Source organism: Leisingera sp. (genome assembly GCF_034669605.1).
Lineage (GTDB): Bacteria > Pseudomonadota > Alphaproteobacteria > Rhodobacterales > Rhodobacteraceae > Leisingera.
On the sequence record NZ_JAXMOX010000120.1, the window covers coordinates 1 to 14,549 of the forward strand.

At 60.7% G+C, this 14,549-nt stretch carries 13 protein-coding genes and 1 pseudogene; 9 read left to right on the forward strand and 5 right to left on the reverse strand.

All coding sequences use genetic code 11. From position 1 onward, the window contains the following. The first annotated feature begins 166 nt into the window (after window positions 1–166). Entirely contained in the window at window positions 167–1,288 is a 1,122-nt protein-coding gene (locus VOI29_RS15040; protein WP_323780241.1) for a Gfo/Idh/MocA family oxidoreductase, read from the forward strand. A gap of 191 nt (window positions 1,289–1,479) precedes the next feature. Here VOI29_RS15040 and map read toward each other — a convergent pair whose 3' ends face one another. Further along, complete coding sequence (gene map, locus VOI29_RS15045) at window positions 1,480–2,334, reverse strand: type I methionyl aminopeptidase (protein WP_323768820.1); 855 nt, start codon at window positions 2,332–2,334, stop codon at window positions 1,480–1,482. Between the two features lie 104 nt (window positions 2,335–2,438). Between map and VOI29_RS15050 the strand changes: the two genes are divergently transcribed. The 5 genes from VOI29_RS15050 (at window position 2,439) to VOI29_RS15070 (ending at window position 7,514) form a co-directional block, all read left to right on the forward strand. After that, a complete protein-coding gene (locus tag VOI29_RS15050; protein WP_323768818.1) occupies window positions 2,439–2,645 on the forward strand; it encodes a ParD-like family protein in 207 nt (68 codons plus the stop codon). A gap of 507 nt (window positions 2,646–3,152) precedes the next feature. Next, a complete protein-coding gene (locus VOI29_RS15055) occupies window positions 3,153–5,282 on the forward strand; it encodes an efflux RND transporter permease subunit (protein WP_323768816.1) in 2,130 nt (709 codons plus the stop codon). Continuing rightward, window positions 5,279–5,815 carry a hypothetical protein gene (locus tag VOI29_RS15060; protein ID WP_323768814.1) on the forward strand — a complete coding sequence of 179 codons (537 nt, stop codon included), beginning with the start codon at window positions 5,279–5,281 and terminating at the stop codon, window positions 5,813–5,815. Before VOI29_RS15055 ends, VOI29_RS15060 begins: the two co-directional genes overlap by 4 nt. Next, window positions 5,812–6,744 (forward strand): carotenoid biosynthesis protein, encoded by a 933-nt coding sequence (locus VOI29_RS15065; RefSeq protein WP_323768812.1) that lies wholly within the window; start codon window positions 5,812–5,814, stop codon window positions 6,742–6,744. The genes VOI29_RS15060 and VOI29_RS15065 overlap by 4 nt, the downstream gene beginning before the upstream one ends. After that, entirely contained in the window at window positions 6,741–7,514 is a 774-nt protein-coding gene (locus VOI29_RS15070) for a hypothetical protein (protein ID WP_323768810.1), read from the forward strand. Before VOI29_RS15065 ends, VOI29_RS15070 begins: the two co-directional genes overlap by 4 nt. A gap of 173 nt (window positions 7,515–7,687) precedes the next feature. Here VOI29_RS15070 and VOI29_RS15075 read toward each other — a convergent pair whose 3' ends face one another. Both VOI29_RS15075 and VOI29_RS15080 read right to left on the reverse strand, forming a co-directional pair. After that, window positions 7,688–8,290 carry a hypothetical protein gene (locus tag VOI29_RS15075; RefSeq protein ID WP_323780243.1) on the reverse strand — a complete coding sequence of 201 codons (603 nt, stop codon included), beginning with the start codon at window positions 8,288–8,290 and terminating at the stop codon, window positions 7,688–7,690. 176 nt (window positions 8,291–8,466) lie between these two features. Next, window positions 8,467–9,135, reverse strand: coding sequence for a hypothetical protein (locus VOI29_RS15080; RefSeq protein WP_323780245.1), 669 nt, complete (start codon window positions 9,133–9,135; stop codon window positions 8,467–8,469). A gap of 173 nt (window positions 9,136–9,308) precedes the next feature. Between VOI29_RS15080 and VOI29_RS15085 the strand changes: the two genes are divergently transcribed. Together VOI29_RS15085 and VOI29_RS15090 are read left to right on the forward strand one after the other, a co-directional pair. After that, entirely contained in the window at window positions 9,309–10,163 is an 855-nt protein-coding gene (locus VOI29_RS15085) for a LysR family transcriptional regulator (protein WP_323780248.1), read from the forward strand. Between the two features lie 605 nt (window positions 10,164–10,768). After that, the gene (locus VOI29_RS15090; RefSeq protein ID WP_323780251.1) at window positions 10,769–11,371 is read left to right on the forward strand and encodes a hypothetical protein; all 603 of its coding nucleotides are present in this window, start codon (window positions 10,769–10,771) and stop codon (window positions 11,369–11,371) included. On the opposite strand, the gene VOI29_RS15095 is transcribed toward VOI29_RS15090, so the two are convergent. Continuing rightward, entirely contained in the window at window positions 11,266–12,357 is a 1,092-nt protein-coding gene (locus VOI29_RS15095; protein ID WP_323780260.1) for a PHB depolymerase family esterase, read from the reverse strand. The genes VOI29_RS15090 and VOI29_RS15095 overlap by 106 nt on opposite strands. Window positions 12,358–12,917: 560 nt before the next feature. Between VOI29_RS15095 and VOI29_RS15100 the strand changes: the two genes are divergently transcribed. Next, on the forward strand, window positions 12,918–13,955 hold the full coding sequence (locus VOI29_RS15100; RefSeq protein WP_323780254.1) for a replication initiator protein A: 1,038 nt from the start codon (window positions 12,918–12,920) through the stop codon (window positions 13,953–13,955). Window positions 13,956–14,145: 190 nt separating this feature from the next. On the opposite strand, the pseudogene VOI29_RS15105 reads toward VOI29_RS15100, so the two are convergent. After that, window positions 14,146–14,418: pseudogene (locus VOI29_RS15105) on the reverse strand (ATP-binding protein); the annotation flags it as partial. Window positions 14,419–14,549: the final 131 nt, after the last annotated feature.

Genomic DNA, 14,549 nt, shown 5'->3' on the forward strand with positions numbered 1-14,549 from the left:
TCGGGGCGCGATCCGGCGCCGTGGACCATTCGAAGGCGTTTTGACCCGCCCCATCGGTCCGGCGAAAAGTGGCTCGGTGCGTGCAACAATTTTAGATTGCCAGCCATCTCTCCGCAGACTAGAATACTAGTCGTCTAAAAGGGGTGGGGCGGAAGTGAGTCGCAGATTGAAAGTTCTGATTGCGGGAACCGGTTTTGCCGGCCAAGGCCATGTCGAGGCCTTTCGGGCAGCGGGTGCCGAGATCTCCGGAATCGTCGGTCGAACGCCAGAAGTCGTTGCCCAAGTGGCTGAAAAGATGGGTATTCCCTATGCCGGCACCGACTGGCAGCAGGCGCTGGACGACTGCAAGCCGGATATTGTGTCGATCGCCACGCCGGGTGGCGCGCATTACGAGCCGATCAAGCAGGCCATCGCCGCCGGCTGTCACGTGTTCTGCGACAAGCCGATGACCGACCGCGCCGATACGGCGGTCGAACTGAATGAACTGGCCGAGGCAAAGGGCGTGAAGACCGCCTATGCCGCGAGCTTTCGCTATGCGCCGGGGGTGCTGCATGCCAAGCGGCTGGTGGCCGAGGGGGCCATTGGTGAGCCGACCGAGATCGAATGCATCTCGCATTTCAACCTCGAGCGGGACATCCCTTTCGGCTGGTCACATCGCAAGGAGGACGGCGGCGGCCGGCTCAACAACAATTTCACGCATACCCTGTCGATTGCCTGCACGCTGGTGGGCGAGACGATCCTGAACGTCGCAGGCGAGGTGCGCGACGACCTCGGGCGCGCGCCGATCGTCGAGGGCGTGCACAACTTCGCCACGCGGCGAAGCTTCATTCCGAAGGATCTGGACGATCCCTCGCTCAAGTGGGGCGAGAGCAATGTCGAATGGTCCTACACCGTGATGGCCCAGCTCGAGAGCCCGATGGCCGCCAAGCCGGTTTCGGTGCTGTTCAAGCACGGCGGTCTGGTGCCGCGGTTCCACGAGGATCACATCGTGGTCTACGGCACCGAGGGCGCGATCTACATCAAGGGGCATTACGGCAGCGGCGCACTCTATCTCAACGATGGCCAGGAGTGGCGTGAGCAGGCCCTGCCGGCCGATATCGAGGCCCAGGTTCCGGACGTGAAAGGCGAGACCGAGCAGTGCTGGCACTACCTCGCGCGGCTCTTCGTGAAGGACATCGCCGGCGAGAGTGTCGAGCCTTACCCGACCTTCCGGGAAGGCAGCCAGTATCAACAGATCATCGAGATCATCCGGAAGAACGGCAACTGGACCGACGTTAGCGGCTTGTGACACGCCGCTGCGCACTCGGACACCGCGCGGTGTGGCGGTAGGGCCCGGCTCACCGCGCGCGGCATATAGGCTGGCTGGCAGGGCTGCGACCGGTGGACGTCATTGGAGTCTCATGACGCGCCGCCATGGCAGGCAAATGTGCGCTCAGAGCCCCGGATTGGACCGAGTGCCGCAGTAGCGTCGAAGGTCCGCTATGCAGGCACGGTTTGAAGCGTGACCCCGGGCGCATGACGTCCCGTGGGCGAGAGGGTGAAGATCTCGAAACCGTCCGATGTCACGCCGATCGAGTGCTCGAACTGCGCCGAAAGGGACTTGTCCCGCGTCACTGCTGTCCAGTCGTCTGCAAGCATCTTCACGTCGGCGCGTCCCAGGTTGATCATCGGCTCGACGGTGAAGATCATGCCCTCCCGCAGTTCCGGGCCTGAGCCTGCTTGACCGAAATTCAGGATGTTTGGCGAATCGTGAAAGACCTGGCCTATGCCGTGACCGCAGAAGTCTCGGACCACGGAACAGCGTTCGGAATGTGCATATGTCTGAATCGCGTGACCGATATCCCCCAAGCGCGCACCCGGTCGCACAGCCGAGATCCCGCGCATCATCGCCTCATGCGCGATCTGGATAAGGCGCTCAGCTGCGCGTTTCGGTGTCCCGGCCACATACATCCGACTTGAATCGCCATACCACCCGTTATGGATCAGCGTGACGTCGACATTGACGATATCGCCGTCACGCAACTTCTTCTCGTTCGGGAAGCCATGACACACCACATGGTTGACCGAGGTGCAGCAGGCGTATTGATAGCCCTGATAGCCCAGTGTCGCGGGCGCTGCCTCATGGGCAGCCGCGAAGTCGCGAACGAAGGCATCGATCTGCGCCAGGGCGGTGCCGTCGCGAACAAGATCGGACACGCCGTCCAGACATTTTGCGGTCAAGGTGCCCGCGCGGCGCATCCCCTCGAACGCATCCGGCCCGTAGAGCTTGATTGCTTCAGTTCGGCGGGCCGGATGCGCCTTTGGTGCGACGGGCACGTTGATATAGCTGTCCATCATGCGTCCTCTGCGTTGTGGCAACCGGATCGGATTGACCGTGGCCGGAACATGGGTATATACGATTCGTATATGTTCTATATATCCGAACAGGAGATGCGTCGATGGGCATCGTGAAAATTGGGGACGACCTGCATGAGGAGTTGCGCAAGTCCAGTTCGGTCATGTGCCGTTCGATCAACGCGCAGGCCGAATTCTGGATGAAGGTGGGCATGCTTGCCGAAGCGAACCCGACCTTGCCCTTCACGGAAATCATGGCGCGACAACTCAAGAACGCCAATGTGCAGGTGCCGGAGATCGAAGCGGCCTGACACTTGCGGCTTTCGCAACGCGCATTCGGCTTTGGCTATTGCGCTCGTCGGCATCACAGCGCCGAACGGCGGTAAAGTCCGCACAGCCGACCGACACGGTTTGCGAACACCCCCAAAATTTAAGCCGGGCTGGACTGGAGACTGTCCTTGGGTTGGAGAAATTTTTCGCTGCCAAGCGACCCGCGCGAGCCTTGCTGCGCGTCGCGAAGGGGTCACTCAGCCTGCGCTACCGGCGTGAGTGTCCGAGATCTGCGTAGCTAGGGGACGCCTAAGGCTGGGGGCGGAATAGTACGCCAAGGGTTCGGTGGCGCAGTTTTCGCCACCTGTACTCGCCCGTGAGCCGGGTATGCGCCCATCCGGTGTTGCAATAGACAACGATTGCGGAGCACGGAACCGCTGGTTGTGTACGAGCGGGAGAGAGTTGCCTTCTCAGGCCGAGTATCAGACGCTCTGTGAAACATGCAGCTGCGCGTAGATCATCTGAATTGCATCCGTTGGGCTGGGCTCATGTTGGCCTGGATCGTTCTTCTTGCGATCGATGGCTTGGCGTTTCAAGGCCTGAAGCGGCTTGAATTCGGGCATGGCCTCGATCGCGTATTTCAAAGCGATGCAGACCGGTACTCGGATTATGCGGCCCTTGCCGAAGATTTCGGCGATACTGACGAATTGCTGATCCGTGTCGCGACCCAGGACCTTGCTTCACCCGGCGCTAGGGTCGCGGTGGAACAGTTCCTGATCGAATTGCAACTGGCCGAACCGGCCTGGACGGTACTGTCGCCTTTCTCGTTCGCTGTTCCTGACACGCAGGGCGGAACTGTGACCCTCGCTTCGGTCGAGGGACCAGCCGATGTGGCGTGGGCTCGCGCGCTGACCGCTCAGCCCTTGCTGGCACGTTTTGTGAGAGCCGACCGCAAGGCAGCGTTGATCACTGTTCTTGGAGTGCGCGGGGCCGGGGAGATCGATGCCATCCGGCACCTTGCCGAACAGTATTTGACCGCATCGGAGCTCTCCTTTGGCCTCAGCGGCCTGCAGGTCATCCTTGAGCGTTCCCGTGTTCTGCTGATGCAGGACTTCCTGTTTCTAAACGTCACTGGCGCCGTCCTAGGCACAATCGTGGCGGTCTTTGCGATGAACAGCGTCTGGCTCGCCCTGATCACGCTGCTTTCCGCCGGAACGGCTGTGCTGTGGGCCATGGGGGCGCTGGGGTGGATGGGGATCGAGATAAACGTGATTTCGATCGCGTTGCCGGTGCTGGTTCTGGCTTTGGCGTTTTCGGATGCTGTGCATATCGGACTGGAGCAGCGTACACTCACGCTCAGTAGAGTGCGAAGTCCGGTGTGGTCCGCCCTTCGGCGGATCGGACCGGCGGCCGTGCTGACGTCTCTGACGACGGCCATTGCCTTTGTGTCTCTCAGCGTATCGGGATCTCCTTTGCTGGCCGATGTCGGCAAGGGTGGGGCGCTGGCCGTAATCGCGGCCGCGCTGGGTGTGCTTGCAGCCCATGGGCTGGTTGGCACGACCCTTTTGAGATTTGTTGCTCCTGAGCGGGTTTATCCGCCGCAACGAACTGTTACCCCGAGGCTGTTCAACTGGCAGTTTCTACCGATTGCCGGACTGTCGGCTCCACGCGCAGTTTCGACCATTGCGATTTGCACCGCAGTGCTGGCGTCCGGATTGTATTTTATGGCGGCGCCGCGCTTTTCGTTGAACGAAAACCTGCGGCAATCCGATTCCGTTCTCACGACCCTGAAGCAGATCGAGGCTGATTTCGGGGCGACGGCAGTGATACAGATTCCCGTGCATGTCGGGCGCGATAGTCCAGTCGTCACAGCGCGGGCCACGCTAGCCGCGCTGCCGAAGCCCCAAGCGGAAAACGCGGTTTCGGTGGCCGCGTTTGCGGACGCCGCGGCCGCGTCGGGGATGTCGATTGATCAAGCCATCGGCGTCTTGAGTCCTCAGATGCGGGAAGTTCTGACCGGGGCACGATCTGGTCGTATGCTGGTGTCGATCCCTTTCGACTATGGGGGTGCGGAGGAAACCCGCGCGCTGGTCTCGGCCATCGAGGGGCAGCTTGTCGAAACGTTGCCGCCTGACCTCAGGGACCGCGTCGGACGCGCAACCGGACCGCATGTAATGTCGGCCTTTGTCAGCGAAACGATGATCCGGTCATTGAGCCTGAGCCTGCTGCTCGCAATCGCGACCTCGGGTCTGATCATCGCCGTCTGGCTGCGCAGCGTAAGGCTGGGCCTTGTGGCGCTTGTGCCAAACGTGCTGCCGGTGGCCATCGCGGGCGCGGCTCTGGGTTTGAGCGGACACGGCGTGACGTTTGCGGCGGGGATATCCCTTACTCTGGCATTCGGGATTTCGGTTGACGACACGATCCACGTCTTGAACCGGCTGAGACTGGCGTCACGCGAGCCGCAATCGCCCGGTGACAGCATCGAAACGGCTATGCAGCATGTGACGCCTGCGCTGGTTGTCACGACCATTGTCCTGTCGGCAGGGCTTTGCGGCACACTTGCCGCAACGCTTCCAACTGTGGCACAATTTGGAATGCTCGCGATATTCGCTCTATTTCTCGCGCTTGTTTCGGACCTGCTGGTCTTGCCGGCGATGCTGCGGAGATTTGCCCCATGATGCTGCCAGGCTTTCGCCGGGTCAGTATCGCGATGCTGTTACTCAGTGTCCTTGCCGCCGTTCCAGCGTGGGCCGTGTCACTTACCGATGGGTTGGCGGGAGCTTGGACCGGCACGGGTGCTGTCGCAACGCGATACGAGGGCACGCCTCAAAACGGCCGATGCAAGGTTGAGGTCAAGCAAAGCCCGGATAAGGCGGTTCTGGATATTGAGGGGCTCTGCGCAGTCCCCTCCGGCCGGTCGGAATTTGCCCTTCGTGCCGTCCTCGATAGTGACAGTCAGGTTCGCGCCGCGGTACGTGCCAATGGGTTGGCGGAAACGATCCAGTATGCCGGGACTGTAACGCCAATGCGCATGGAGCTTGTGTCACGCGCTCCTGTTACGCTTCACGCCGCGGAGTTTCAGTCACGGTTTCGGATCGAGGTGCTGGCTGATGGTCAATTCTGGATTTTACACTGGTTGCAGCCCGGTGACACGGCAAGCGCACGGCAGACGCTTGCCATCAAGTTCCGCAGAATTCCGGGGCAACCATGACGCGCAGGACAGGGCTGCGCCGACGTACGGCCTGGCTGCTGTCGCTCACCATCCTGGCCTGGGTTGGGAACGCCCTCTACGCCACCGGCGCGCCCGGCGGACTGGTGAAATTGCTGTCGCCGGCCGTCGTTGCCTCGGCGTTGCTGGCATATGTCGTCCGGCACGGTGTGTTGCGCTACGGCGCGCCGATGATGCTTCGTTTTGTGGTTACCGTATTTTCGGTCGGCTGGTTGTTCGAATCCCTCAGCGTTCTCACCGGCTTTCCCTTTGGCCGCTATCACTACACCGACCTGATGGCGCCATTCATCGGGCATGTGCCGATTTTCGTTCTGCCGGCCTATCTTGTAATGGGCTACGCTTCGTGGTCGCTGGCGACCTTGCTGCTGGACGGGCGGACAGTGGAACTGACGTCCAAGACAGCCAGTCGAGCTCCGTTTCTTGCAGCATTCCTGATGGTGTTGTGGGACCTGTCAATGGACCCGCTGCGCGCGACTGTCGAAGGCCGCTGGGTCTGGATTGATGGCGGGCCGCACCACGGGGTACCAATGACGAACTACGCTGGTTGGTTCCTGGTCACCTGGGTGATGTTTCAATGCTTTGCGCTGCAGCTCCGGCGACGGACGAGCCCGAGCATGCATGGGCTGTCGCAGGACAGAGCCTATTGGCTGTCGATCCCGATCGCCTATGCGGCGTTTGCCGGTGAATACTTGCTAAATCCCTTCACCGGATACGGCCAGTCACAGGCCGCATTCGGCGGGTCCGGAGAACCTGCTCAGGAGATCTTCGTTGCGGTCGCCTGGATTGCGTTGTGCACCCTCATTCCGGCTATGGCGTTCGGTCTGGCTTCGGCGGTGCGTACAGAAGGCAAGACACGAGGCGGGTCTGTATTCGTGTCCGATCTCCGTGCCCAGCGGAAGACCAATCGATGAGTGTCTCCCACGCCAGAAACGGGGATTTGAACCACTGGCGGGCCAAGGCCGAAGGCATCGAACGAGAATTATACGCGATCACCGAGGCGTTGATTGCGGCAGGCCCTTCTCACCCGCACCATATTCACCACCTGTTTGCCGAGTTGTATCTATCCACGACGCGCTGCTGGCTTGCACGCTTGTCTCGAAGAGATGACAGCGAGTATGCCTATCGGGTGATTTGCCATTTCCTACAGCTCTACCGTGACCAGGTGCTTGAGCGAATGGATCACCCTCTGGAAAATATCGCAGCGCATTGGCACAGGTACCACCAGATGGCCAGGCGCCAGACCATTCAGTCGCCGATCTCGGCGCATCTGGTCCTGATCTCGGTGGGAGCCCGGGCCCATACGCACGGCGATCTGGGACGCGCGATGTGCATGGCCGAAGAGGATCTGGGACACCCGAGAGAGGCTTGCTCGGCACTGCAGGCTGACCGCAAGAAAATTTTTGGCCAGATTTCCGACGAAGCGTTTTATCACGCGGCGCTGGACTATGTGACACTACACCGCGCACGCCAAACCGGCTGGCGCAGCTGGATCCTTGGGCTATATCGAATGGGGCTATTCGTCTTGAAGCCAGTGTGGTTGCCCGTATTCCAGCGGTGGCGTCGTACCGGGTATGCTGAAGCGGTGGCTGCTCTTGATGCTCAGCGCACCGTCCCCAGTGAATTAAGCGAAGCGCCTTCACCATGTCATCCTTCGGGGCTGCATCGGACACATCGAGGATGAAGAAGTCCGGTTCGGATGGCGATCGGGCAGCAAGTTTCCCATGCGGTCAAGTGCACAAGGCCGCAAGGCAGATACGTTCAAGCCGGGCTGGACTGGAGACTGTCCTTGGGGTGGAGCAATTTCCGCTCCCAAGCGACCCGCGCGAGCCTTGCTGCGCGTCGCGAAGGGGCCACTCAGCCTGCGCTACCGGCAGAGTTGGGCAGGGAGAGAGCATTCCTGTACGCCTGAACAGCCTGTCCCGAAGGCTTGCCGCTGACGCCGGTCCGAGACGTTTCGACCATGTTCCTTGGATCAGGCTGGGATGCCGGCATGACGATCTGTGTTGTGACACAGGTGTCCATGGCACGGACTTGCTGGCGAAGCACGACACTGTCCATTTTGGGCAGGTTGATCTCCACTACCAAGACATCCGCGTCCGGACCGGAGGCCGGAAGGTCCCGCGCCGCTCCCCACGACATCGCAGTGCTCATCTCGGTATGGCCGCTTGCGCCGATCACCGGAGCCAGGTCCCCCCCGAAGCCATCAGCGCCGACGGCAAGTCTGCGCATCGCTCTGTACTCCCGGCCGTCGGAAGGTAAGATCTCCCCCTGCCGCGAAGCCCTGTAGGCGGCTTGCGGTGCGCGGGCCAATGCTGCACCAGCCAGCAGGCAGACCGCTGTCATCCCCCCGCCCACGTAATAGAGCAGGGCCGTCCATGACGAGGCGTCCAGCAGCAATGCCACCAGGCCGGAAATCATGCCTCCGGCGCCAGCGGCGATAATATATCCTACGATCATGATGGTTTCCGTATTCCATGCTGCCCGTCACGACCCCAAAGGCGCGACGACAAATCCGATTTACGTTCGGACTGACTGACTGGCCCATAGGCTGAGCAAAGCTCAGATGGCACCAAAAAAAGGGACGCGTTCACATCGGCTCCAAGAGCCTCGCGCGTCCACGCCTCGCGTTGTTGCTAACCATGGGCGTGCAGCTGCCGGGCACGACCGCGCCACGCGAGGTTGTTCTCGATCGCGGCCTTCACCCCCTTCATCAACATCGCGCTGTTGCTCGAGCGCTGCAGGCTGGCATCACAGATCGGCAAGCGCTCTTGGCTGAGGTCATTCACCGAAAAGTCTTCCGAGAGCAGGATCACAGGCACGTCGGACACTGCCGCCCGGCATCCCAGAAGGTCGTCCGCGACTTCGTAGATCCCGCCGAGGCTGTCGATCTCTATGGCCACCAGAGACCAGGCCTCCGGTGCGGCCTTCGCGGCCTGTATGGCCTCTTCCAGCGCCAGGGTGAACTGGACCTCAAAGCCGAGGGTGGTGAAATAATTGACGATTGGGCGTCCGGCCCCGAGGCTCCCCGCCGTCACAAGGACCGGAGACATCGCATCAGGGTTGATCTCGTTCGCTGGGCCGTTCCGCGCGTCTTCGTTGAATGCGGGAATATGGCTGTCTGGAACCTTGAGGCATCCGTCCGCCTTACGAGCGCACTCCTCGAAGCGACCCGGAAAGACCGTGCAGAGCGCAGAGCGCCATGCCGTTGAGAACCGGGTCTTCACCTGATCCGCAGTATCATGCAGGGCGCCGCTGACCCTATGCGGCAGTTCCCCCGCGCGTCGCGAAATAGAGAGGCCCATGGCCACATCTCCTGCAATTAAAAGGTGTATCATTTTTACATTTTTGAGGTTGCCACTCGGGCAACTCCTACCTTACGGAGGTTAGAGCACACTCTCCCTTAAGGGGAAGGTAATTATTCTGCTCTGCTCAAGCATGTTCTTTACTCACCCTGATTTCAAAAAGCCGATCTGCCATGGACGTGAAAGTCATCAAAACATTTCTGGAGGTTGCTGCGACGGGCCATTTCGGCATCGCGGCCTCGCATCTCAACGTGGCCCAGACGACGGTCAGCGCGCGCATTCGTAGCCTGGAGGAACGGATCGGGGCCCCGCTGTTGGAGCGGAGCCCATCGGGAGCCTCCTTGACACCCGCCGGCAAGAAGCTCGTGCGCCTTGCCCCCTCGTTCGTCCATCTCGGCGAGCGGATAGCGCGGGAGATCTCGGAACAGAGGGATGAGCAGACGGCGCTTCGGATCGGGCTGGAACACAGCTTCGCCGTCGAGATGATCGTGCCCTGGATCAGGTGGCTGCGAGAGACCTTCTCGGAAGCAATCGTTCGCGTTGAAAGCGGCACGTCCGAAGACCTGCTCGGACGCCTCTCTGAAGCTTCGCTCGATATCGCGTTGGTCTATGCGCCGGCCCACCATCCGGGGCTGAGAACAGACCTGCTCAAAGAGGAAAAACTGGGGCTATACACCACCGATACATCTGTTCGCTCCGTCACCCATCCTGACTTCGTGTATGTTGATTGGGGGCCTGATTTTGCCCGAAAGTTCGAAGGGCACTTCCCCGGATTCCGGATGCCAAAAGTGAGCTTCATGTCTCCGACGCTGGCCCGACGGTATGTCGTGGAATGTGGCGGCGCCGCTTACGGCCGGGTCAGCCTGGCCAAACCGCTGGTGACCTCTGGTCGTGTTCAGTTGGTGGAGGAAGCGCCGGTGTTTCTCCACCCGGTCTACATCGTCCGCCCGTCCGGCGTGAACAGCACCCTGGTGGATGAAGCTCTGCACGGGCTGACCCGTCAGCTGTCGTCAGACAGGTCTCCGTGACCCGAGCGCACGTCCGGCGCTGCAACCCGTTGCACGGGGGGAATGCATCGAAGATACCGGCCGAAGTTCGGAGTGATCCCGACCAGGGCACGATCTGACTGGGCGTCGTGTTCGCGGCAAAGCCGCTCATAGGTGCGCCAGTGCATTCCCTTGGGTTTGCCCCAGTCGCCGCCTTCCAGGATGTCCCCAGTCCAGCTTATTCTTGTCGCAGATTCGATCTGTCCGCCGTGTCGCTCGATCCCCCGTTGGGGTTTAGGCCGTCTTTAGCCGAAACCGGCACTGCAGCGCCTGTTCAGGGTTTAGATTTTCAACCCGTGCAAAAGAGCCCGCTTTGAGCCGTCCGGGGACGCGTTCTCGCCGATCAGGCCAGCCGGCGCTTGGGGGCATCACGGGTCTCTCAAGTTGGAAGAAGTTGAAAATTTCTCTTATTTAACAACAGTATGCCAGTTTGATCGCGATGTCGTTTGCGTGAAAGACAAAGGAACTTCGATCCCGAGAAGTGCCTTTTGAAAACAGAAACGAGGAACCTGTTTCTGTCCCCGGAAATCTCGGTCAGGCTTTAGGGGGCATTTAGTGCCATCGTGATCCGGTCTGTGATTGTGCCTGTGAGCAACATCGCTTCGAACGTTCTCCAGCTGATGACGAACGGTGTCGGTGTCAGGGACATTGCCAAGAGCCGGGTCAAGCTGGTCGAGATCAACCAGCATCTCAAGAACGAAGCCCGCAAGGTGGAGATCGAGGCTGAGATGAGCCAGTACGGTCCCAACAACGTGCGCAGGAAGCGTCTGGAAGCCGAGAAGAAGGCTCTGGAGGATGCCAGCCGGCGCATGTCGATCTGGCCAATGATCGAGGCCGGTGAGTTCTCGACCATCTCGGAGGGGCTGACAGAAGCAGATGCGGCCATCAGCCAGGGCAAGTGGATCGACCATATCCGCGACATCACCGACAGGGTGCCTGAGAAGCTGGGAACCCTTGGCAAATACGCCATGGTGACTCGGGATACGGCTCTCTTCCAGGGGATGAACCGGGCGATCCAGTACGGGGACTTCCTGGCTAAGGGTCAGTTCCCTTTCTGCCGGTGTTACTCGCGTAAGCCTGCCTGTCAGCCCGGGCTGCCGGGTAATGCCCGGCGCTTCTTGGTGGTCCGGTGCCGAAGGAAGAAGCGCATCATTTCCCGCGATGCGTCCGGACCGTCGGGGTCGGTATAGCTGCCTGATGCGTTCCCGCCCGACCAGGCATGACCTGACCCTTGCACCAGCCAATGTTCGACGTAGGAGCGCCCCCGGCCGATACGATGCGCTGTGCGCACATAGTCATGGCCTCCTGAAACACGCATGGTCTTTTCCGTTCGGTCCAGACGGTCGTAGGGCTGCAGCGCGCGCATGGCGGCAAAGCGCCCGTTGCGCGGGTTGACCACCTTGTCCTTCTCGCCGTGAAAAATGATCGTCGGCATCGGCGCGCCGAGACGCCGTCCGGGGGCGCCGGCCACCATAGCCCGCGTGGCCGAGGCCGCATCATGGGCGGCGCCGACCGCCAGACCGGAATGCACCCCGACGGCTGCGAATATATCCGGGTAAGCCGTCGCGACGATCAATGCCGCCGATGCCCCGGCTGACAGCCCGGCGATATAAACCCTGGCCGGATCGACGGGGTGTCCGGCAATGATCTCCTGCGTGAGGCCCGCGATCAGCGCCGGCTCTCCTCCGCCTCTTGCCTGATCGCCGCGTTTGAACCAGTTCCAGCACCGGTTGAGCTGCGCCTTGCGGGCCTGTGCAGGATAGAGCACCAGAGCGCCGAATTCCTCGGCCAAGGCGTTCATGCCGGTGCCGCGCGCAAAATCCTGAGGTGTCTGGCCGCAGCCGTGCAGCATGACGATCAGCGGCAGAGGCTCTGCCGCCGTCTTCGCCACTGAGGGCACATAGAGCTTATAGGAGCGAGCCCCGAACGCGCCTTCGTGTGTGCTGGTCCTGAAAGAGGCGCCGCGCGGAACAGGCCTCCTGGACCGCGATGTCGGAGCCTGCTTTGCGACGGTTCCGACCCGCTTGGCCTTGCGCCCGCCAGCGGACGCTTTCGCCCGTCTGGCCGGTTTTGCAGGCGTCAGCAGGGTGCCCCAGGCATTGCTGACGGAAGGCACCTTGGCACTTCGAAGCTTTTTTCTGGATCGCGCGCGCGTGGTTTTGAAGGGGTCGAACATCTGGCGTTCACCATCTGGAGTCACACATGACCAGCTCCCCGCAAAGCGCAGCGAACCTGTCCGGATGTGATAGATGCGGAAACCTGTGAAGACCAACCTGCCCAGCCGTCAACTTGTCTGCAGGGCGATCTCATACATGGTTTTGCGAGATGGTGGGTGGCAGGGGATTTGACGAGAAACACCGCTGAGCCGCGTCGCCAGAAGCCAGGTCCCCGAGCGGGCAGACAGGTCGCAGCGAGTGAGAAGTGAGGCCAACTGCCAATGTGTTATACAGTTAAAGAGGGTGTTAAAGAGTTACGCGCTCCTTTGGTTCCTTACATGGTATTGTAAACATTAGAATAATCCCATTTTTTCACCTCGGTTCGGTTCCCAGAGGGGCGAATCCTGGTTCCCAGAGGGGCGAATCTGTGGTTCCTAGAGGGGCGAATTCTGGTTCCCAGAAGGGCGAATCCTTTTCGGTACTTATCCACAGGAGATCAAGATGATCCCGGTTCCTAGATCGACGAAAATATTCGGGCAATCCGGTTCCCAGATCGACGAATCTGGGCTAGCGTGACCGCATGGGAAACTTGCTGCCAGATCGCCATCCGAACCGGGACTTTTTCATTCTCGATGTGTCGGATGCTGCCCCGAAGGACGACATGGCCTCGATGGAGCATCCTGTCTTCTCGCTGTCGGTCAAACCGGACATGCGCGAACTGGAGTACCAGCACGAAGGCAAACGTGTCGTGGTGGTCCCGAGCGGCAAGGGGCTTGCCACGATCATGGACAAGGACATCCTGCTCTACTGCATCAGCAAGCTGGTGCATCAGCTCAATGCCGGCGAGGAGATCACCCCATGGGTCGAACTCAGCGCGCATGAGGCTATGGTCGCCACAAACTGGCGGACCAACCGGGAAAGTTACCAGAGGTTCGAGGATGCGCTGGACCGTCTGCGCGGCACGACGATCAAGACCAACATCAGGACGGGGGAGCACACCCAAGTGCGGGGCTTCGGGCTGATCGACGAATACGAGATCACACGGCGTGACGAGAGGGGGGAGATCGGCCCCTTCGGCCGGATGACCCAGGTTCGGATCAAGGTGTCGGACTGGACCTTTAAAGCGGTGGAAAGCATGGAAGTGCTGACCATAAATCCCAAGTACTTCCGGCTGCGGCGGCCGCTTGAACGGCGAATTTATGAACTTGCCCGCAAGCATGTCGGCGACCAGGGCCGGTCCTTCCGTATCGGCCTCGACAAGTTGCAGAAAAAGGTGGGCAGCAATTCGCCGGAAAAAAAGTTCAAGTTTTTCCTCAAGCAGATCGCCCAGGACGAGCACATTCCGGACTACGATATCGCGCTCGATGATCGCATCGTGACCTTCCGAGCCAAGAAGGCAAAGGGCTTCACACGAGGCCAGAGCATGATGGCGTTCGGTATTCCCGGCACGCCCTCCCCTGCCCTTCTCGACAAGGCGCGGCGCGCCGCGCCTGGGCTCGACATCTACGTTCTCTACGACGAGTGGCGCAGCTACATGGAGAGCCTGGGTGAGCCCCCCAAGAACTTCGACGCGGCCTTCCTCGGCTTCTGCAAGAAACGGGCAATATCCCGGAAATGATGCAGTTGGCTCCCCCAGAGGCGCCCTAAGGCCGCTCAAAGTAGCTCTGCGTTGTCAACGGCGGAGTAAAAGCCGGCCACTGGGGCGGCGCAAAAGTAGGCCAGTTGGACGCGAGCGCCTTGGAGCGTGCGGCCCTCAATTAGCAGGCACGGTCCAAGGCGCATTGGCCGTCAGGCCAATTTGGCGAGGATCAATTGTTGGCGGCGTTGAGGCGGGCGCGGCTTTGGCCGAGACGGTAGCTTTCGCCGTTCATTTCCAGGATGTTGACGTGATGGGTCAGCCGGTCCAGCAGGGCGCCGGTCAGGCGCTCGGTGCCGAAGGTCTCGGTCCATTCTTCGAATGGCAGGTTGGATGTGATCAGGGTCGCGCTGCGCTCATAGCGCTGCGAGATCAATTCGAACAGGAGCTCGGCACCGGTCTTGCTGAGCGGTACGAAGCCCAACTCGTCGATGATCATCAGCTTGACCAGAGGTGGTCGCAGGATTTCGGACCAGTTGCTAAGCTGTAGCGACTGACGAAGGAACGACCCAAGATGACGAAGCGGAAACGCTATTCGGCCGAGTTCAAGGCCAAGGTTGCGCTTGAAGCAATCCG